A 20,012-nucleotide genomic window follows, 5' to 3' on the forward strand; every position below is an offset into this window, starting at 1 on the left:
CGCCTACTTTTTGTCGAACAGTTGCAGGAATTCCTGCCGAATGTTCCTGGCTATGGGTACTTCGGTCTTGTCCTGCATCACCACCACCCCTGCCGACTCATAGCGCACTACGCAGTTCAGGTTTATGATGAAAGCCCTGTGTACCTGGAAGAAAGAATGGTCGTCGGTAAGGTATTTGTATGTGCCCAGGTTGGCAGAGCTGGTGTATTTGGCCTTGCCGGTCACTATTATGGTACACTTGTTCACACTTTCCAGGTATATGATGTCGTTCACGTTCACATAGTCTATACCGCTGTTGTTGGGTATGCGCACCTTATCGGTAGTGGCCGCCGTGATGACGGGTAGGTTAGTGGTCTGCCTCTTTGCTGCATGTTTGTTGTTTATACGTTCCAGCGCTTTGTTTATGGCCGTAGAAAGCTCTTCATCGTCTATCGGTTTCAGTACATAGCCCGTGGCCGAGAACGAGAACGCTTTCAGCGCGAAATTGTCGTGGGCCGTCACAAAGATGATCTCCAGGTCCAGCCCCGGCAGTAGTTTCAGCAGGTCGAAGCCGCTCTTTTCGGGCATAGACACATCTATGAAGAGTATGTCGTAATTATTGTTGCGCAGGGCTGGCAGGGCGTCCTTCCAGAAAGAGAAAGTATCTGCTACCTCTATATTGCCGAAAAGCTGCTCAATGCGGCTCGATAGAAGTTCTATTGCATCGCGTTCATCGTCTACAATGGCGCATCTGTACTGGTTCATTGGCCTGGTGTTTTATAGTGTAGTTGATAGTGTTGTGTTCTTATCGTTCATCTGTGCTGCAGGGTCATTCCCTGGGTGGGTTGGTGATGGATATGATCACCGCGGTGCCGGTCTCCGGCGGCCTTTTGTCCTCGTAGGCTATCTCTATTTTCATGTCCTCGTACTTGTTAAAGATACTCACCAGGTCTTTTATAAGCAAGTTGCCATATGAGTCCAGCGTGGTGGTGGAATTCATTTTGTTCTCTCGTGCCTGCTCCCTGCCTATGCCATTGTCGGTCACTATGCACTGTATCATATTCTTCTCTGCCACATTCCTGAACTCTATGGTCAGGTGCCCTATCACAGCGCTGTGCAGCATGCCGTGGTTTATGGCGTTCTCTACGAATGGCTGTATCAGCAGCGAGGGTATCTTCATGTTCGTGTGCTCCAGTTCGGCGTCTACTATTATGTCGCATGCGAACCTGTCTTTGAACCGTGTCTGCTGTAGCTCTGTATAGTTCCTCAGGTTGTCTATCTCATCGGTAAGGAGTATGTATTTGTTGCGCGAGGATCGAAGGTAGCTGCGCAGCAGTTTCGAGAATTTAGATATATGCGTGTACGCCTCGTCCATCTTGTTCTTGCTCACCAGCAGCAGCGCCGATGTAAGTGTGTTGAAGATGAAGTGCGGGTTTATCTGCGCATATATGGCCTTTAGCTCCATTTCCATTTGCAGTTGTTTCTTCTGTGTAGCACGCAGCACCATCCGCCTCGTGATGACTATGGACAGCACTATCACCGATATGGCCAGCAGTATCACGCTTACCCATATCATGGTTCTCATGGTCTTTGTCTGCCACCAATGAGGTACTATGTACACATGCATTTTTACAACATTCCCCTTCCATGCGTCGTCGGCATAGTACATGCACAGTTCGTAGTAGTTGTCGGGGGTATACCTGTCCGGCATGGTCATCTCTCCTTCGGCGGTGCTGCGCCACAGGCTATCGTCGGGCAGCTTGTACCAGTAGGTCACATTACCATTGCCCATGGGGTTCACAATGTCCAGGTGCAGCGTACGGTCGTTCTGGGTCATTCCCAGTGTATCGTTATGTCGCAGGTGCCGGGTGGTGTTCCCGTAGGTCATCAGCAGCTTGTGCCGGGGGGCATAGGCTCCTTTTTCCACATGGGCAAATTCGCCCTCATCGGGTATGGTTATCTGGAACGGCCCGTTATCTGTCTGCAGTATCATCTTGCCTGCGGTTATGCTGTGGTCCCAGTGCTTCTTATAGAATGTCTTTTTCGTATTGTGGTATATTATAGGTTCCGATAGTGTGCCCTTGCCCGTTATCAGCGCGAACATCACGCCGAACTCGCCATATACTACCAGTGTGTTCTTGCATATGTCTATGCCTACCTTACGCGTGTTCAGGTTCGGAAATATCCTTGCCGACCGCCGCGTTCCGGGGTCATAGTTCAGTATCATATCCATGCTTTTGATGAATACATTGCCATGCCGGGCATCTATGCATATCTTTTCTATTTTTCCCTTCAGGCCCGGTATATCGGTGTTGTAGAGAAAGGACGTGGTCTTTCTGTTGTAGAGCAGTATTTTTTTATGATTGTATGCCCACATCAGGTTCCTCATGTTGTCATACACTATATTGTCATACCTGTCTACATCTATGAATACCTTTTGCCACCCCTCTTTTCCTTTTTGCAGGTCGGGGTCATAAGCCCCTACGCGGGTTATGCAGAGGGTAGTGCTGTCTTTTCCTCGTTCTATCGCCTTTATGTTCTTTAGATAATAATAGTCACCCTGCGGTGCACTGATCATATCTTTCCCATACAGATAAAGATTCTCCGAACCTGCCAATAGTATCGTATCCTTATTCACAGACAGTATATCGGTTATCTGTGTGGTCACAGGTATGTAGTGCCTGTGCATTATGCGCCCGTCTCTTATTATCAGCAGTATCCTGGTGGCCCCATTCCACCATACTGCATCTTTGTCATTTATCGTTCCGGCTACTTTGAATCCGTCAAGTTCCAGCGGCAGAGGTTTGTATCGCGATGCACTGCCCAGCATGAATACACCGCTGGCATTGGTGCTGAGGCAGGTGTCCCATATGGTACCCTCGCTATAGGCGGTCACCCTGTCCTTATCCACTCTTTTGCTGGTGAGCCTCCTGATGTCAAAGACCGAAGACCCGGTTATGCCGGTGTCCGTTATTTCGAACTTGGCCACATGGTGCCTGGTGTATACCTGCAAGGTGTTCTGGTGGTCGGGCCGCGAGTTGTTGTATCCTGCGTATTCTATCGGTTCATCTATCCCCAGTTTCGATAGAGATACCTTTGAAAAGGTACCCTTTCCTATGCTGTATAGCTCCAGGTCATCAGATATTCCGCCGGTGCTATGGTTCACCAAGTGCCCTTTCATAGGGAACATGAGATACTTCCCGGCCATTTCTAACATTCGTACCGGCTTGAGGTGTATAGTCCTGGCCGTTATTTTTTCCGGGTGGCCTTTCAGAATATTTTCCATCCCCTCCAGGGCATATATGGAATCCCATAGCATCACATATATTTTCTTGTCAAAGTTTATAGATATGGTCGGTATAGGTGGAAAACTGTCTTTGGGTTTTCTGAAGGGTATGTGAGTGATGGGGTAGCTGTACATCGTGTCGTTACGATTCATGAAGATGGTCTCATGCCGCTTATCGTTATAAAAGGGATTGCAAAAGATGATACCACTGTCGTACCGCGATACATGATGCGGAAATATGGGGCCTTTCATGCCAGGGGTAATGGCTTTGGTATATTTGTCATTGTATATGAATCCTATCTCGTCAGAGCTGAACGATAGCCACAATTTACCTGTCAGGTCCTCTGTCAGTCCCCACACATCCTCCGATGGCAGGCCGGTAGCCATAGAAAATTGTTTGCATTCATAGCCGTTGTATTTCACTACGCCCCGGTCGGTGCATATCCACAGGTAGCCCGACCGGTCCACTGTCATGCTGTATATGTGGTCCGACGGCAGGCCGTTCCTGGAATTGAGGTTGAACGAGGAAATGTCCTGCGCATGGGTGCCGATGCACAGCAAAAGAACGGCCATGCACATGCCATAGCGCCTGTACGATAAAAGAAAAAGAGGATATATAAAGAGAAGGTGTCGCATACGGGTCATCAGAACATAATAATAGACAAAATTCCGTTGGTACGTTATAAATTGCCTTTCCGCTGTTTTCGATGTATATCGTTTTGATATACCTTTGTCTTTATGCCTTCAATATCATCGCGCGGCGCACATATGCCGCCTTCTCCCATACGCAAATTGGTGCCTTTTGCCGATGCGGCAAAAAAACGCGGTACCAAAGTATACCATCTGAATATAGGCCAGCCCGATATAGAGACACCACAGGTGATACTGGATGCCGTACGCCATACCGATATGAAAGTGCTGGAGTACAGCCCCAGCGCCGGTTTTGAAAGCTACCGCAAAAAGCTGGCCGAATACTATGTGCGCAACGGCATAGATGTGACACCTGCCAATATAATAGTGACCACAGGTGGCTCGGAGGCCATAATGTTCGCCATCATGAGCTGCCTGGATCCCGGCGATGAGATGATCATTCCCGAGCCGTTCTATGCCAACTATAATGGCTTCTCTACCAGCTCTGGCGTAAAGGTGGTGCCCATACCATCAGGGATAGAAACGGGCTTTGCACTGCCGCCCATCAGCGATTTTGAAAAGGCCATCACACCGCGTACCAAGGCCATCATGATATGCAACCCCAACAATCCTACGGGCTACCTCTATAGCGCCGAAGAGCTGAACGTGCTGAAAGACATATGCCTGAAGTATGACCTCTTCCTCTTCAGCGACGAGGCATACCGCGAGTTCTGCTACGATGGTCGTAAACATATCTCTGCACTGTCTATACCCGGCCTGGAGAATAATGCCATATTGCTCGATACCATATCAAAGCGCTACAGCGCATGTGGCGGCCGGATAGGCGCCTTCGTTGCCCGCAACAGGGAGGTGATAGATGCTGCCATGAAGTTCGCCCAGGCCCGCCTGAGCCCGCCCACTTTCGCACAGATACTGGGCGAGGCCGCGGTAGACCTGCCTGCCGACTACTTTGACGAGGTACATGCCGAATACACATCGCGCCGCGACCTGCTCATAAAACGCCTCAATGCCATGGAAGGGGTCACCTGCCCCAATCCCGGTGGTGCCTTCTACGCCATAGCAGCGCTGCCGGTAGACGACAGCGAGCGGTTCTGCCAGTGGCTGCTGGAGAGTTTTTCTCACGAGGGCGCTACAGTGATGATGGCGCCTGCAGCAGGCTTCTATGCCACACCGGGCAAGGGGCGCAACGAGGTGCGCCTGGCCTATGTGCTCAATACCGAGGCCATAAACAAGGCCATGGATTGCCTGGAGGCCGCCCTGCACGAGTACAACAAAATAACTGCTCACAGGCCTGTAAGCGAACAAAGCCACGCATGATAGTATACGGAGCCAGCGGACACGGCAAGGTCATAATAGAGATACTGGAAAGCAACGGCATCACCGACATAGAGGTGTGGGACGATGCCGATAAGCCCCCTATGTGGCAGTACCCGGTACAAAAGCCTTTTTCTACTCCCGGCACCGAAGACCGCGAGGCCGTTATAAGCATAGGTGTGAACGCCACCCGCAAAAAGGTGGCCGGCCTGCTGGAAGGCAAGCTGCGTTTCGTGAAGGCCATACATGCCCATGCGCGTGTCTCCCGCCGTGCTACGGTAGGCGAGGGTACAGTTATCATGGCCGGGGCCACCATCAATGCCGATACCCGAATAGGCAAGCACTGCATTGTGAACACCAGCGCATCTATAGACCACGACTGCGTACTGGGCGACTATGTGCATGTATCGCCCAATGCCACCCTAAGCGGCGATGTGCATATAGGCGAGGGCACGCACTTTGGCGGTGGTGCAGTGGCCATACAGGGCATTCGCATAGGCAAATGGTGTACCATAGGTGCGGGCGCAGTAGTGATACGCGATATACCCGACCATGCTACTGCCGTAGGCAATCCCGCCAGAGTCATAAAGATAAAAGACCCCTTATAATGAGTTCAAAGATATGGATGTCATCGCCCCACATGGGCGGCGCAGAGGAGGGCTTCGTAAAAGAGGCCTTCGATACCAACTGGATAGCCCCTCTTGGGCCGAATGTGAACGGCTTCGAGAAGGACCTCGAGACCTTCCTGGGTTCGGGGGCGCATGTGGCCGCTCTCAGTTCGGGTACTGCAGCCATTCACCTGGGGCTGGTGCTGCTGGGTGTAGAGGCCGGCGATGAGGTCATTTGCCAGAGTTTCACTTTCTCTGCCACTGCCAATCCTATCAGGTACATAGGCGCCATACCCATATTCGTAGATAGCGAACCCGGCACCTGGAACATGTCGCCCACCCTGCTGGAAGACGCCATAAAAGACAGGATGGCCAAAGGCAAAAAGCCCAAAGCCATTATGCCCGTACACCTCTATGGTATGCCCGCCCGTATGCAGGAGATAATGGAGGTGGCCGACCGCTATGCCATACCGGTACTGGAAGATGCTGCCGAGGCATTAGGCTCTTCTATAGATGGCCGCATGTGTGGTACCTTCGGTGCCATATCGGCCCTTTCGTTCAATGGCAATAAGATCATCACCACATCGGGTGGTGGTGCACTTGCCGCCGCCGATGCGCAACTGGTACAGAAGGCCCGCTTCCTGGCCACACAGGCCCGCGATGAGGCGCCTCATTACCAGCACTCGCACATAGGCTACAACTACCGCATGAGCAACCTGTGCGCAGGTGTGGGCCGTGGGCAAATGCAGGTATTGCAGGACCGTATCGCGCGGCGCCGCGCCATATACGACCGCTATAAAGAGGTCTTCGCAGGCAAAAAGGGCGTCACTATGGCGCCGGAACCTGCCGGTTATTACAGCAACAGGTGGCTCTCTACCATTCTTATAGACCCTGCTCAGGCCGGCGCCACACGCGAAGACCTGAGGCTGGCGTTCGATAAGGACAATATAGAGTCCCGCCCGCTGTGGAAGCCCATGCACCTGCAGCCCATCTTCGAGCAGTACCCCTACTATGGTAGCGGTGTGTCCGATATGCTGTTCGCAAATGGTCTGTGCCTGCCCTCGGGTTCCAACCTCACAGAGGACGACCTGCAGCGTGTGTTCGCGGTCATCAATTCAGTATTACACTAAGTGAATACCGGAACCCACCTCCCTCTCCAAGGGAGAGGGTTTTATATAAAGTTAAATTCAGCCTGTTACGGGTATATAGCATACAAATAAGCTAAATTTGCCCGTTAGCTTATCATAGTAATATTTTCATGAATATTTTTAGCAAAAGTATCTTATTCCTCGTTCTGGCTATGGGTGGTACACAGTTGTGCACGGCCCAGGTGCTCGACAAGATAATCATCAAGATCGGCCGCAACCGCATCATACAGCTTTCCGAGCTGGATATACAGGTGGCACAGGCACGCCAGCAGGACCCCGACTTCAGCGACTCATCGCGTTGTGTACTCCTGCACAGCATGGTGCTGCAGAAGATGCTCATAGAGCAGGCCGACCGTGACAGTGTGGCCGTGACCGATGAGGATGTGGAAGGCCAGCTAGATAACCGTATACGCTACTTCACCCAGCTATACGGCTCTAAAGAAAAGCTGGAGCAGGTATCGGGCAAGACCGTTTACCAACTGAAAGAAGACTACCGCGATGTGGTGCGCGAGCAGATGCTGGCCGAGAAGGTGCAGAGCCAGGTGCTGGAGCATGTGAAGATAACGCCGGCCGAAGTAGATGCCTTCTACAAGAAGATACCCGTAGATAGCCTGCCGCTCTTCCCGGCATCGGTAGAGGTAGGACAGATAGTGATAGACCCGCCCGTGAGCGCCGAAATGGATGATTATGCCCACAAGAAGATAGAGGATATAAAGGCCGACATCATTACAGGCAAGCTCAGCTTCGAGACCGCAGCGGGCATATACAGCGAAGACCCGGGCAGCCGCGATGAGGGTGGCCGTTACGAGGTAAAACGCAATGGCCAGTTCGTACCCGAGTTCGAAAATGCGGCCTTCAAGCTGCAGAACGGTGAGATATCGCCTATAGTAAAGACCAAATTCGGCTACCACATCATACAGATGGTGAACCGCAAGGGCGATGAGGCCGAGCTTCGTCATATACTCATAAAACCCACCATCACTTCTTCAGACTACAATAAGGCCATCGCAAAGCTGGATAGCGTGAGGAACCTCATTGTGTCGGGCCGTATATCATTCCCCGAGGCTGTGGGCAAATTCTCTACCGATGAGGCTGCAAAACGTACGGGCGGTATGGTGATGGACCCCACTACAGGCAATACCGAGCTGGATGTGACCCGCCTGGACCGCGATATGATACTGATGCTGGACACACTGAAGCCCGGCAGCGTATCGGCCCCACATGTGTATATGAACGAGATGCGCGAACGCTCTTGCCGTATAGTATATATGCGCAGCCGTACCGAGCCGCACCGTGCCAACCTGAAAGAGGATTATGGCCGTATACAGGACGTGGCCCTGCAGCAGAAGAAACAAAAGAAGATACAGGACTGGGTGCAGCAGAAAGCCCCTACCTTCTACTTGTGGATAGCCCCCGAGTTCCGCGACTGCCAGATACTGAAGGACTGGGTGGTACGCGAAGAGTAATTCCCTTAAGGTGTGAGCTCTGCTATCAATGCAGCATGTTGCGGGTACTGTGCCTGTAGATCGGTCCTGTTGGCCAGCTCAAAATCTGCAAAGTCGAAGCCAGGCGCTACTGTACAGCCGCACAGGGTATAGCTGCCACCTGCCGCTACCCGCGATGCGAACCAGCTACCTGCCTTTATGACCGCAAAAGGTATGGCTCCATCCTCCAGGCCCAGAAAATGAGTGTGTAGCACGCCATCGGGCGTTATCTCGTATACGCACAGGGTATCGCCATCGTAGTGGTGCCACAGCTCGTCTGATGCTATACGGTGAAAGGCCGAATATTCTCCCTCGCCCAGCAGGAAGTAGATGCTTGTCATGGCATTGCGGTCGCCATTATGCATAGTGGTCAGCACACTCTGCGGCAGTACCATTGCCGCCCTGTATATCTCGCCATACGCGCCTCCCTCGGGATGGCTCGTCAGTTGCAGCTTTTCTTTCCAATAGCCGGCATTCCTTATCCTGTCAGACATACGGTAAAACTACTTTATACTTCCTAAAAACAAAACAGGCGCGATCATCGCGCCTGTTTTGTTTATGTTCCTTTACTGCTCACGGCTAATTCAACATCAGCAGGTTCACACTGCGCTGTAGTATGTTGAAGGCTATCTCGGCCATCAGGTTCTCTTTGTCCAGGGTGGGGTTCACCTCTGCTATCTCGAAGCAGCATATCTTGTGGTGCTGCATGAAAGAGGCCACTAGGTCCTCTGCCTCGCGCTCCTTCAGTCCATTGCTTACGGGTGTACCCGTTCCGCGCGATATAGAGCTGTCCAGGCTGTCCACATCGAACGACACATATATATCGTCGCAGTTAGACAGGTGCAGGAATGTTTGCCTTACTATGCTTTCCACACCCTTGCGGCGCACCTCGGCCACGGGTATCACTTTTATATTGTGCTTCTTTATCAGCGCCTCTTCTTCCTTCTCATAGTCGCGCAGGGCTATGAACACTATATCCTCCGGCAGCACTTTCGGCTCTATCTTGCCCATGTTCTTCAGCTTGCGCCATAACTCGGTGGTCTGCGCATCGGGGTTGTGTATCCGGTTCTCTACATTGTCATCGGCTATAGATATGGATAGCGGCATGCCATGCATATTGCCCGATGGGGTAGTGTAGGGCGAATGCATATCTGCATGTGCGTCTATCCATACCACGCCCAGGCGGCGCTTGGGCTTGGCCATTTTCAGGCCGGCTATGGTAGCGCCTGCAGTGCTGTGGTCGCCCGCCAGCACCAGCGGAAATATACCCGACCGTACAGTATCGGCCACTGCGGTAGATACCCGCTCGTACATAGTATGTATACCCTGTATCCTTTTCGCATAGGGCGATGCCACAGGTTCGTACAGCAGCCTGTTCTCCGTCTCTACGACTTCCGATGGGAAATTCACGAAAAGATTGCTCATGAAGTCCAGCGCGGCTATTTTTATGGCATCCACACCCAGGCTTGCGCCCCTTGTGCCCGCGCCTATCTCCGAGCGTACTTCCAGTATCTTTATATTACGCATACGCCCAAAGATAGCTATTTCCCGCCTATCTGTATGTAGCGGTACGGTATACATGCATGTATAGGATAGTATTTTGGGCCAGGCATAAAAGAACGATCCGCGCTTCTGTGCCGGAAGCGCGGATCGTGAGCAGGTAATGATTATGGTGATAATTGGAAAGGAAAAATAGGCACAGGTGCTACCCCTTTGAATATTATTCCGCCGGGGCAGACCGGAGAGCTGTGTGTTTTCAATTGTCTCTTCTGAGAGAGAACATGATATTATGCCTGTTAGAGCACGGTTCGGCTTATAGCAGCAGTATAAGCAGTATGATGATGAGCAGCAGCCCGGCACCAGATATGTATATATATGTAGGGTGCATCTGGCGCAGCTCCTTGTTCATATTTTTCAGTTCGGTACGGATCTCCTTACGTTCCAGGCGCGACATGTGTTCCATGTCCATGGCCTGTATCTCGGTCACACGTTCTTTTATGGCCAGCACCCTTGCCTCGGTCTGTTCTTTGGTCAGGACCTTTTCGGCAGCGGCGGCATTAAAAGAGATACCGGATAACATCAGGGTCAGTACTAGTACACTCATCTTTACTCTCCTCAGAAAACGCATAAATGCAGGGTCGTTTACTCGGGTGTTGTGTTTCATAGCTGTTGGTTTTTGGTTAGCGATTTACTGCTGTAAAGTTCGCTACCATATGAGCCGTATGTGTTATACGGTTCAGCGAATGATCTATATAAATCACAGGTGTATACAAAAAAAGCCCCGCCTATTGATGGCGGGGCTGTATCATTTTGCGAAAAAGTATCAGTTACATACTTTCCTCTATCATTTTCAGGAAGTCATCGAAAAGGTAGCGCGAATCGTGTGGCCCGGGCGTAGCCTCGGGGTGGTACTGTACCGAGAAGGCAGGTTTTCCCTTCAGGCGTATACCCTCTATCGATCCGTCGTTCAGGTTCACATGGGTTATCTCCACATGGTCGCACTTCTTTATGGCCTCTGGGTCTACGCCAAAGCCATGGTTCTGCGTCGTTATCTCCGACCGGCCTGTTACCAGGTTCTTTACCGGGTGGTTCAGCCCACGGTGGCCGTGGTGCATCTTGAAGGTAGGTATACCATTGGCCAGCGCCAGCAACTGGTGTCCCAGGCATATCCCGAACAGGGGCTTCTCTGTGGCCAGTATATCCTTTACGGTATCTACTGCATAGCTCATAGATGCAGGGTCGCCCGGTCCGTTAGATATGAAGTAGCCATGCGGCTCAAAGGCTTTCAGCTCTTCTATACCCGTCTTCGCGGGAAATACCTTCAGGTATGCGCCCCTGTCGGCCAGGCATTTCAGTATGTTTATCTTGGCGCCATAGTCCATCACGGCTATGCGTATAGGCGCATCGGCCTTGCCCACATGGTAGGGCTCCTTTGTAGATATCTGCGACGAAAGCTCCAGCCCTGCCATATCCGGCACATTGGCCAGTGCTGCCTTCAGTGCCTCTATCTCCGAATGCTCTGTCGATATGACACAGTTCATAGCGCCCTTGCTGCGTATGTGCTGCACCAGTGCGCGGGTGTCCACGTCGTATATGGCCACTATATTGTTCCTGGTAAGGTAGCTTTCCAGGCCGTCGTCGGCCACCATGCGCGAGTAGCGGTGGGCCATGTTCTTGCATATGAGGCCGCTTATCTTCACCGAGTCGCTCTCCACATCATCGTTCTTCACGCCATAGTTGCCCGTATAGGCATTGTTCATTATCAGTACCTGTCCCGTGTACGATGGGTCGGTGAATACCTCCTGGTAGCCCGTCATACCCGTATTGAAGCATATTTCGCCACCTGCCGTGCCTTTCGCGCCAAAAGATGTACCTGCAAAACAAGTGCCGTCCTGCAGCAGCAGCCATGCAGGGGAATTAGTTCGTGTAGCTGTCATTGAAAAAACAAATTGCGCAAAGGTAACATTAAAATAAGAAGAGTACTCTTCATCTCTGCCTATCTTTTGTTTTAATTATCCACATCAGTTCGTAGCACCGGGGTGAGTACACTTGTTTCCTGCTTTTGTTTTGGTATGATTTTGTAAAATTTCTATATGTTTGGGCCATGAAAATATATGCCATAGCAGCACTACTGCTTTTACCCATCATGTCGCAGGGCAGGGACAGGGGTGGAAAAATGAACTGTCAGAAGTTCAGGAAGGGAAGATTCGAGATGGTAAGCGAAATAGGTAAGACCATCATAGAGCGCAACGATTCGGTACAGGTGGAGATCATACCCTCGCAGAACTGTACCATAGAACTGCACATCAGGTGGATAGAGGAATGTACCTATGAGCTCACATTCTCAAGGGTGATAAGAGACCCGGATAATAACACGAAAGACCTGAGCAGGAACATGGTGCTTACCAATACCATCACCGAGGTAATAGGCGATACATATACACAGGTCGCTACATCCAACCTCTTTCCTGATAAGATAATATACAAAATCTCCAAGGTAAAGTAGGATGTATATTACTTTGCTTCTTGGTCACCTTGGTTTTAATTTCTAATTTGGCCGCTCATTTTCAGTAAGATGTCATATACTCTGGTCATACACGGCGGCGCCGGCAATATCACTCCCGCTATCATGGACGCTCAAATGGAGGCAGAATACACTGCTGCCCTCCGGGCCGCCCTTGCTGCCGGTTCGGCTGTGCTCAGGAATGGTGGCGATGCCGTGGCCGCTGTAGCCGCCTCTATAGCAGAGATGGAGAATAACCCCGTCTTCAATGCAGGGCGTGGCTCTGTATTCACCAAAAAGGGCCTCAACGAGATGGATGCCGCCATTATGAATGGCCGCGACCTCTCGGCAGGTGCCGTGGCCGGTGTGCGCAACATAAAGAACCCCATACTACTGGCCCGCGAGGTGATGCTGCATTCGGGCCATGTGTTCCTCAGCAACGAGGGTGCTGCCGAGTTCGCCCTGAAGCAGGGCTTGGAGTTCGCTCCCGACGAATATTTCTTCAACAAGTCGCGCTACGACCAGTGGGTAGAGATACGCGATACCGACTATACCCAGCTCGATCATAAGGGAGATAACCTCAAAGGCGCAGGCCCCATACCCAATACCGGTCACAAGTTCGGTACGGTGGGCGCCGTAGCCTGTGATGCCAATGGCAACCTTGCCGCGGGCACCTCTACCGGCGGTATGACCAACAAGCGCTTCAACCGCATAGGCGATAGCCCCGTTATAGGCGCCGGTACCTATGCCAACGACCGCACCTGTGCCATTTCCTGCACCGGCCATGGCGAGCTGTTCCTGCGTGCAGTGGCTGCTTACGATGTTTCCTGCCTCATAGAATATAAAGGCCTATCGCTGCGCCAGGCCTGCGATATGGTGATAAAGGAGAAATTGGTGAAGATGGGCGGCGAGGGCGGCATGATAGCTGTCAATGCGCGTGGGGAGTACGAATTCTGCTTCAATTCGGCAGGTATGTATCGCGGCATGTGCAACAGTGAGGGCAGGGAAGAAGTGGCCTACTACGGATAATGTGAAAAATGTGCAAATGCGATAATGTGCTAATGAAAAGCATTTAATTGCAGAACTTAGCACGAACAGACGCATATGCAATGTGGCGATATGACAATGAGATGATCTGATAATACAGATCTTTTAATTTTTGCTTTTTAATTTTTGCTTTTAATAAAAGGTAAATTTGCTTTTAAGAGAGGAGAGTAGGTAAATGTCTGATAGTTATATAGTATCGGCGAGGAAGTATCGCCCCCAAACATTCGATACCGTTGTAGGGCAGGAGCACATCACTACCACGCTGAAGAATGCCATAAAGAACAGGCACCTGGCACATGCCTACCTGTTCTGTGGTCCGCGCGGGGTGGGCAAGACCACCTGTGCCCGTATACTGGCCAAGACCATCAACTGCGAGTCGCCCACGGCCGATATGGAGGCCTGTGGTACCTGCAGCACCTGTACCAGCTTCAAAGACAGTACCTCTTTCAATGTTTTCGAGCTAGATGCCGCCAGTAATAACTCTGTAGACGATATAAGGGAACTTACCAGCCAGGTGCGCTTCGCACCCCAGCATGGCAAGTTCAAGGTATACATCATAGATGAGGTGCATATGCTCAGTGCCTCGGCCTTCAATGCCTTCCTGAAAACGCTGGAAGAGCCGCCGCCCTATGCCATATTCATACTGGCCACCACCGAAAAGCACAAGATACTGCCCACCATCCTCAGCCGCTGCCAGATATTCGATTTCAAGCGCATCACTACCGGTGATATAGTGGGCCACCTGCAGAGTATAGCAGGCAAGGAAAGTATGGTAGCCAACGAGGCCGCCCTGCATGTGATAGCTCAGAAGAGCGAGGGCTGTATGCGCGATGCCCTCTCCATGCTGGACAGGATAGCCAGCTTCACCAATGGTATGCTGACGTATACCAATACCATGGAGCATCTGAACCTGCTCGATGCCGACCTCTACTTCAGGATGAGCGATGCTATGCTGGCACAGGATGTGGCCGGTACCCTCCTCATGCTCGATAATGCGCTGGAACGCGGCTTTGAGGGCGATGTGATCATTGGCGGTCTTGCAGAGCATTTCCGCAACCTGATGTTGTGCAAGGATGCCCGTATGGCAAAGCTGCTGGATGTACCGGCCGAGCACAAGCAACTTTACTACGAAAAAGCGAACCAGGCGCCGCCGGCCTTCGTCATATCGGCCCTCAACGTCATCAACGATAGCGAGCTGCAGTACAAGAACGCTACCAATAAGCGACTGCATGTAGAGATGTGCCTCATACGGCTCTGCTTCCTGCTACAGACAGTTAGCGGCAGTGCAATGAGTATGGGCGACCATACCGCCGAAAAAAAAAACACCAGTAGTGTAGCTCCTGCATCCATGCAGCAGCCTGTAGCTCCTGCTCCGCAGCCTGCCCATGTTGCGCAGCCTGCTGCTGCACCGCCGCCCAGGCAAGAGGCTCCTGTTACTACACCTATAGCACATGCTCCTGTTCCACCTCCGCAGCCTGCGGTGCCTATGGCATCCACTGTTCAGCCGCCTGTGGCAGCGCCTGTTGCTATGGCCGACCCCCAGGTAGTACCCCGCTCGCGCAAGGTGAGCATGAACCTCATAGGCGATCTCGATGCTGCCATCAGCCAGGCCACCGCCGCCATGGCCGACAGGCCCAGGGAGATAAGTGAGGCCCGTGCACATGAGGTCTTCGAGATATACAAGAAAGAGTTGCAGGCGGCCGGTAAGGGCGTGCTCTATTCGCAATGCTCTATGATGAAGATAGAGGTGCATCCGCCCGATGAGGTGCGCATCATATCGCCACACGAGCTTACCGATACCTATGCACGCGAGCAGCGCACCCCCATGATAGAGCACTTCAGCCGCCACACAGGTATGGTCATTCGCATCACCAATGAGATACGCGAGGACAAGAACCTTATACCCGAGCAGAACAAGGTGCTGAGCAAGAACGAGATATATGAGGTGATGTCTGGTAAGAACCCCAACCTTGCCCGGTTGAAGGAAGGGCTGGGCCTGTCTATCGAATATTGATGCGTTGCACTCCTTTTTGCATCTAAAGAAATAAAAAAGACCGCCCATGTCGGGCGGTCTCCGGTTCTCACGGGGATAGGAAACTATTTTTCGAACTGGTATACGCGTGGCAGGTCCGATGCGTTCCTGAAGGTCACGTTCAGGTCCTTCAGTATACCATCGGCTATGTCATACACCCAGCCATGTATATGCAGCTCCTGGCCATTTGCCCATGCGTTCTGCACTATCGATGTCTTTCCGAGGTCGAATACCTGCTCCTGCACATTCAGCTCTACGAACTTCCTGAAGCGTTGGTTCTCGTCTGTTATGGCATCCAACTCTTCGGCATGTGTACGGTATACGTCCTTTATATTGCGCAGCCAGTTGTCTATAAGGCCCAGTTGTTTGTTGCCCATAGCGGCCTGCACACCACCACAGCCATAGTGGCCGCATACTATTATGTGCTTCACCTTCAGTACCTCTACCGCATAGGCAAGCACGCTCAGCAGGTTCAGGTCGCTGTGTACCACCATATTGGCTATGTTCCTGTGTACGAACATCTCGCCCGGTTTTGTCCCGGTCACTTCGTTGGCAGGTACACGGCTGTCAGAGCAGCCTATCCACAGGTATTCCGGCGACTGACCCTTGGCCAGGTTGGTAAAGTAGTCGGGATCTGCAGATGTGCGTTCCAGTACCCATTTCTTATTGTTCTCCAGCAGTTTCTGATATGATCTTTCCATTGTTCTTATTGTGTGTTTTGTGTTGCCCGTCATTGGACAGGTTTTTTAGTTGTTGATCGTTGTTGTTAATTGTCGTTATCTCCCCCGCCGTTGGGTTTGTGAGGGTATATATTGTACTTATCCCTGAAGCCCACCAGCGACATATTGATATTCTTGTCTATGGCCTGCGTATTGCAGAACTCGCGTATCATATCCAGCACATCGAAGTCTATGTACTGCGCCTGGCTGGCATCTATGGTCACGCTGCTATTGGCCGGCAGGCCGTTCAGCGTATTCTTTATGCTTGCTTTGTTCAGGAAAGACACCTCCTGTGCCAGCACCAGTTTCACGGCCTCGCCATCTGTAGCAGGCTTGCGCTGCATATAGTACGATATGCGGGCATTGTGGCGCAGCAGGTAAAAGATGCTTATGGCCAGGCCTATGCCCACGCCCTTCAGCAGGTCCAGCCCTACTACGCCCACTACTGTGGCCACAAAGGGTATGAACTGCGTGCGGCCGCCCTTCCACATATGTATGAAGAACGATGGCTTGCACAGCTTATAGCCTGTGTACAGCAGTATGGCGGCCAGCGCGGCCTTGGGTATCAGGTTCAGTATCGCAGGTATAGAGGCCGCACATACCAGTAGCAGCATACCATGCACTATGGTCGATGCCTTGGTCTTGGCGCCTGCGTTCACGTTGGCCGATGAGCGCACTATCACCGATGTTACCGGCAGGCCGCCCAGCAGGCCGCTCACTATATTGCCTATACCTTGTGCTTTCAGCTCCCGGTCGGTAGATGTGTAGCGTTTCATAGGGTCCAGCTTGTCTGTGGCCTCTATGCACAGCAGTGTCTCTATCGATGCCACTACTGCTATCACCACACCGGTCTCCCATACCTTGGGTAGTGTAAAGCCGCTCAGGTTCGGGAACATGAAATTTCCCATGAAGTCCGAAAAGGTATCGGGCACAGGCAGCTTCACCAGGTGGGCGCTATCCAGCACCAGTGTAGGGGCCACATTCGCGAACAGCAGGTTCAGCAATGTACCCACTATCACCACTACCAGCCCGGCGGGTATGAGCTGTATACGCCTGAAGGCCTTCGTACTCCATAATATGAGCAGAAAAAGACCCACAAGAGATATGATAAGCGCACCTTCCTGTATATGGTGCATGGCCAGGCCTATGGTATTGGCCACAAAACCGTCGTCGGCATCTTCCATATAGTCCTCGGCATTCTTCAGGTAGCCCACTGCCTCGGGCAGTTGCTTGATGATGATGGTGAGTCCTATACCCGCCAGCATACCTTCTATGACGCTGGACGGTATGTAATTGGCTATGCCGCCGGCCTTCAGAAAGCCGAAGACCAGTTGCAGGGCACCAGCTATGATAACAGAACACAGGAAGATATCGAATGCCTGCATCTGTGTGATGGCCGCCAGCACTATGGCCGTAAGACCTGCCGCCGGACCAGTGACACTGAGGCTGGAGCCGCTGAAGCTGCCTACCACTATACCGCCCACTATGCCTGCCACTATGCCCGCAAAAAGTGGGGCATGCGATGCCTGCGCTATACCCAGGCACAGGGGAAGGGCTATAAGAAAGACGATGAGGCCGGATAGGAAGTCCTTCCTGAATATATCGAATGTGTATTTACGGGATTCCATATGCTGATATGCAGCAATGCGATAACGGTATTACCGCTCTCACTGCGTTTAAGGTAGATGTAGAGGTTAAAAAAAGAGAGGATGAGGATGTATACACATACCTATGCTACAGTATATACCTGTGCATGTATATGTTTTGCGGAAAATAACCTCTAGCAATTGGGAGGGGGACAGTGAATGTCCTTTTTGAAAAGATGCAGCAGATCTTCATTTGCCGGATGGCTTAGCGAGCCCGGCGAACTGCTTTTACTAAGAAGGGGGAATATGGAGTGGTCGTAGTGGATGAGATCGTTGAATTTATCAATTGTCTCGTCCTTGCTTTCTTTAGAGTCCTTTGAACCTTCATTGCCTCCGGGGCCTTCATCGTCGGGGCATCCATTGTCATCGGTAGCATCATCGTCGCAGCTATGCTTTACTTCCTCGGTCATCTGGGCCTTGGCCAGCAGTTTTCCGAGGGCCTTGACGGGCAAGACCTGGAAGGAAAAGACCAGTAAGAAGAAAAATGCGATAAGACCCTTCATATATATCTGCGCAAAGTAACAAATAAAAGTGCAACAGCCACAGGGCAGTGGACTAAATAAATGTTAAACACACTATTCGCTAAGGTCGCCTTTTTGTGTCTGCGATATAGCGCGATATTCACTGAACGAGTACGGCTATCTATGCAGTAAAAGGGGTAATTTTACAGACGCTTTTTTGTGTGGGCGTAACAAAGGAACAGGATGATCTTTTCTTCGAAACTGATAGAGGATGCGGTGCAGGAATTCGCAAAGTTGCCGGGCATAGGCAAAAAAACGGCGCTGCGAATGGTGCTGCATTTGCTAAAGACGGATAAGGGCGAGGTAGATGGGTTCACAGAGGCGGTGGCGCGTATGCGGCACGAGATACGTTTCTGCTCGCACTGTCATAACATCTCTGACAAGGAGGTATGTGATATATGCGCCAATCCCGGGCGCAACCGTGGGCAGCTATGCGTGGTAGAGAGTATTCGCGATGTGATAGCTATAGAAAGCACACAGCAGTACGGCGGGCTATACCATGTGCTGGGTGGCATACTGTCGCCGCTGGATGGCATAGGCCCCGAGCAGCTGAATATAGGCACCCTGAATAGCCGCGTGCGGGAAACAGGGGTAGGAGAGCTGATAATGGCCCTGAGCCCCACCATAGAGGGCGATACTACGGTATACTATATAGCCCGTCAGGTGGCCGACCTGCCGGTGAATATCACCACTATAGCCAGGGGCATAGCCTTTGGCGGCGAACTGGAATATGCCGATGAGATGACCCTTGCCCGATCGATAGCGCGCAGGCTGCCCATAGAGAATTATGTGAGCGGGGTAAAGAGTAATTGATACCTAAGTATAAATAACTAAGCGGGCCGGCATCATTGTGCCGGCCCGCCCGTTCTATAGTGTCTGTTTTAATGGCTTTTACTTTTTCAGGTTCAGCACGGTAGTATTGGTGCCCTGTATAGCTGCCATGGTCTGGTCATAGTCTTTCCAGTTGGTATTAGGGTTAGCCTTGCGCAATGCGCTTGACACCACTACCATACGGAAGGTGACAGAGCCGGGGAAAGGAGGCATGCTGCCGTCGCTGGTCTGCACATATATCTGGAAACCGTTATCGTAAAAGTCGAACACGGTCGATACATTGCCATCTATATCGGGCAGGGGCGACCACCTGGGGGCGCTGCTAGAGCCGTACGATTTGTACAGAAGTACCATGCCATTATCCACTATATCGGGGGTTATGTCGCCACTGGTAAAAGAAGCGGTGTAAGTAGCGCCACTTGTCGACCATGAGCTGACCGTAAAGGGCGAAGATGGGATGACATTGGCATTGCCCTGCGGCCCCTGTGGCCCTTGGGGACCCTGCGGGCCTACGGGGCCGGTCTTGGTACAACCCGTGAAAATGAATGCACTTGCAGCGAGGAGAAGAAAGAATACTTTTTTCATGTTCTTGTTTTTTGTCCACTGGCCCCAGTGGATGTGATGTAAGAAGCGCAGGGCCGTAGCAGTGTGTGCTTGCGCTATGATGCAGAGACAAATTTAATGCCAATTGGCAGAAATGCACCTGCAAGGAATTGTTATAAAAAGATCTGTATGCATACGGT

At 51.6% G+C, this 20,012-nt stretch carries 18 protein-coding genes; 8 read left to right on the top strand and 10 right to left on the bottom strand.

Features of this window, described 5'->3' with window-relative positions; translation table 11 throughout:
• Nucleotides 1–3: 3 nt before the first annotated feature.
• Both ABD843_RS02095 and ABD843_RS02100 read right to left on the bottom strand, forming a co-directional pair.
• Nucleotides 4–744: a LytR/AlgR family response regulator transcription factor gene (locus tag ABD843_RS02095; RefSeq protein WP_345077776.1), complete on the bottom strand. Its 741-nt coding sequence runs from the start codon at nucleotides 742–744 to the stop codon at nucleotides 4–6.
• A gap of 64 nt (nucleotides 745–808) precedes the next feature.
• Complete coding sequence (locus ABD843_RS02100; protein WP_345077779.1) at nucleotides 809–3,838, bottom strand: sensor histidine kinase; 3,030 nt, start codon at nucleotides 3,836–3,838, stop codon at nucleotides 809–811.
• A gap of 165 nt (nucleotides 3,839–4,003) precedes the next feature.
• On the opposite strand from ABD843_RS02100, the gene ABD843_RS02105 reads away from it, so the two are divergent.
• The 4 genes from ABD843_RS02105 to ABD843_RS02120 all read left to right on the top strand — a co-directional run bounded on the left by ABD843_RS02105 (nucleotide 4,004) and on the right by ABD843_RS02120 (nucleotide 8,452).
• Entirely contained in the window at nucleotides 4,004–5,233 is a 1,230-nt protein-coding gene (locus ABD843_RS02105; RefSeq protein WP_345077780.1) for a pyridoxal phosphate-dependent aminotransferase, read from the top strand.
• Nucleotides 5,230–5,838 (top strand): acetyltransferase, encoded by a 609-nt coding sequence (locus ABD843_RS02110; protein WP_345077781.1) that lies wholly within the window; start codon nucleotides 5,230–5,232, stop codon nucleotides 5,836–5,838. Before ABD843_RS02105 ends, ABD843_RS02110 begins: the two co-directional genes overlap by 4 nt.
• On the top strand, nucleotides 5,838–6,968 hold the full coding sequence (locus ABD843_RS02115) for a DegT/DnrJ/EryC1/StrS family aminotransferase (protein ID WP_345077783.1): 1,131 nt from the start codon (nucleotides 5,838–5,840) through the stop codon (nucleotides 6,966–6,968). The genes ABD843_RS02110 and ABD843_RS02115 overlap by 1 nt, the downstream gene beginning before the upstream one ends.
• 128 nt (nucleotides 6,969–7,096) lie before the next feature.
• Nucleotides 7,097–8,452, top strand: a complete 1,356-nt coding sequence (locus ABD843_RS02120; protein ID WP_345077785.1) for a peptidylprolyl isomerase — start codon at nucleotides 7,097–7,099, stop codon at nucleotides 8,450–8,452.
• Between the two features lie 5 nt (nucleotides 8,453–8,457).
• Here ABD843_RS02120 and ABD843_RS02125 read toward each other — a convergent pair whose 3' ends face one another.
• The 4 genes from ABD843_RS02125 to carA form a co-directional block, all read right to left on the bottom strand.
• Nucleotides 8,458–8,964, bottom strand: coding sequence for a cupin domain-containing protein (locus tag ABD843_RS02125; RefSeq protein ID WP_345077787.1), 507 nt, complete (start codon nucleotides 8,962–8,964; stop codon nucleotides 8,458–8,460).
• Between the two features lie 85 nt (nucleotides 8,965–9,049).
• Nucleotides 9,050–9,997: an arginase gene (locus tag ABD843_RS02130; protein ID WP_345077789.1), complete on the bottom strand. Its 948-nt coding sequence runs from the start codon at nucleotides 9,995–9,997 to the stop codon at nucleotides 9,050–9,052.
• A 286-nt stretch (nucleotides 9,998–10,283) separates the two neighbouring features.
• Nucleotides 10,284–10,634 (bottom strand): hypothetical protein, encoded by a 351-nt coding sequence (locus ABD843_RS02135; RefSeq protein WP_345077792.1) that lies wholly within the window; start codon nucleotides 10,632–10,634, stop codon nucleotides 10,284–10,286.
• A gap of 163 nt (nucleotides 10,635–10,797) precedes the next feature.
• Complete coding sequence (gene carA, locus ABD843_RS02140; protein WP_345077795.1) at nucleotides 10,798–11,907, bottom strand: glutamine-hydrolyzing carbamoyl-phosphate synthase small subunit; 1,110 nt, start codon at nucleotides 11,905–11,907, stop codon at nucleotides 10,798–10,800.
• A 167-nt stretch (nucleotides 11,908–12,074) separates the two neighbouring features.
• Between carA and ABD843_RS02145 the strand changes: the two genes are divergently transcribed.
• The 3 genes from ABD843_RS02145 to ABD843_RS02155 all read left to right on the top strand — a co-directional run bounded on the left by ABD843_RS02145 (nucleotide 12,075) and on the right by ABD843_RS02155 (nucleotide 15,534).
• Nucleotides 12,075–12,476: a hypothetical protein gene (locus ABD843_RS02145; protein ID WP_345077798.1), complete on the top strand. Its 402-nt coding sequence runs from the start codon at nucleotides 12,075–12,077 to the stop codon at nucleotides 12,474–12,476.
• Nucleotides 12,477–12,545: 69 nt separating this feature from the next.
• A complete protein-coding gene (locus tag ABD843_RS02150) occupies nucleotides 12,546–13,502 on the top strand; it encodes an isoaspartyl peptidase/L-asparaginase family protein (protein ID WP_345077801.1) in 957 nt (318 codons plus the stop codon).
• A 193-nt stretch (nucleotides 13,503–13,695) separates the two neighbouring features.
• The gene (locus ABD843_RS02155; RefSeq protein WP_345077804.1) at nucleotides 13,696–15,534 is read left to right on the top strand and encodes a DNA polymerase III subunit gamma/tau; all 1,839 of its coding nucleotides are present in this window, start codon (nucleotides 13,696–13,698) and stop codon (nucleotides 15,532–15,534) included.
• An 83-nt stretch (nucleotides 15,535–15,617) separates the two neighbouring features.
• Here ABD843_RS02155 and can read toward each other — a convergent pair whose 3' ends face one another.
• From can to ABD843_RS02170, 3 genes are all read right to left on the bottom strand, one after another.
• The gene (gene can / locus ABD843_RS02160) at nucleotides 15,618–16,253 is read right to left on the bottom strand and encodes a carbonate dehydratase (protein ID WP_345077807.1); all 636 of its coding nucleotides are present in this window, start codon (nucleotides 16,251–16,253) and stop codon (nucleotides 15,618–15,620) included.
• 65 nt (nucleotides 16,254–16,318) lie between these two features.
• Nucleotides 16,319–17,899, bottom strand: coding sequence for a SulP family inorganic anion transporter (locus tag ABD843_RS02165; RefSeq protein ID WP_345077810.1), 1,581 nt, complete (start codon nucleotides 17,897–17,899; stop codon nucleotides 16,319–16,321).
• Between the two features lie 152 nt (nucleotides 17,900–18,051).
• Nucleotides 18,052–18,420: a hypothetical protein gene (locus ABD843_RS02170; RefSeq protein WP_345077813.1), complete on the bottom strand. Its 369-nt coding sequence runs from the start codon at nucleotides 18,418–18,420 to the stop codon at nucleotides 18,052–18,054.
• Between the two features lie 201 nt (nucleotides 18,421–18,621).
• Between ABD843_RS02170 and recR the strand changes: the two genes are divergently transcribed.
• Nucleotides 18,622–19,251: a recombination mediator RecR gene (gene recR / locus ABD843_RS02175; RefSeq protein WP_345077815.1), complete on the top strand. Its 630-nt coding sequence runs from the start codon at nucleotides 18,622–18,624 to the stop codon at nucleotides 19,249–19,251.
• 78 nt (nucleotides 19,252–19,329) lie between these two features.
• Here the strand turns inward: recR and ABD843_RS02180 are convergent, their stop codons facing one another.
• Nucleotides 19,330–19,854, bottom strand: a complete 525-nt coding sequence (locus tag ABD843_RS02180; RefSeq protein WP_345077817.1) for a hypothetical protein — start codon at nucleotides 19,852–19,854, stop codon at nucleotides 19,330–19,332.
• Nucleotides 19,855–20,012: the final 158 nt, after the last annotated feature.

Source organism: Nemorincola caseinilytica, assembly GCF_039540515.1.
In the GTDB taxonomy this organism is placed as follows: domain Bacteria; phylum Bacteroidota; class Bacteroidia; order Chitinophagales; family Chitinophagaceae; genus Nemorincola; species Nemorincola caseinilytica.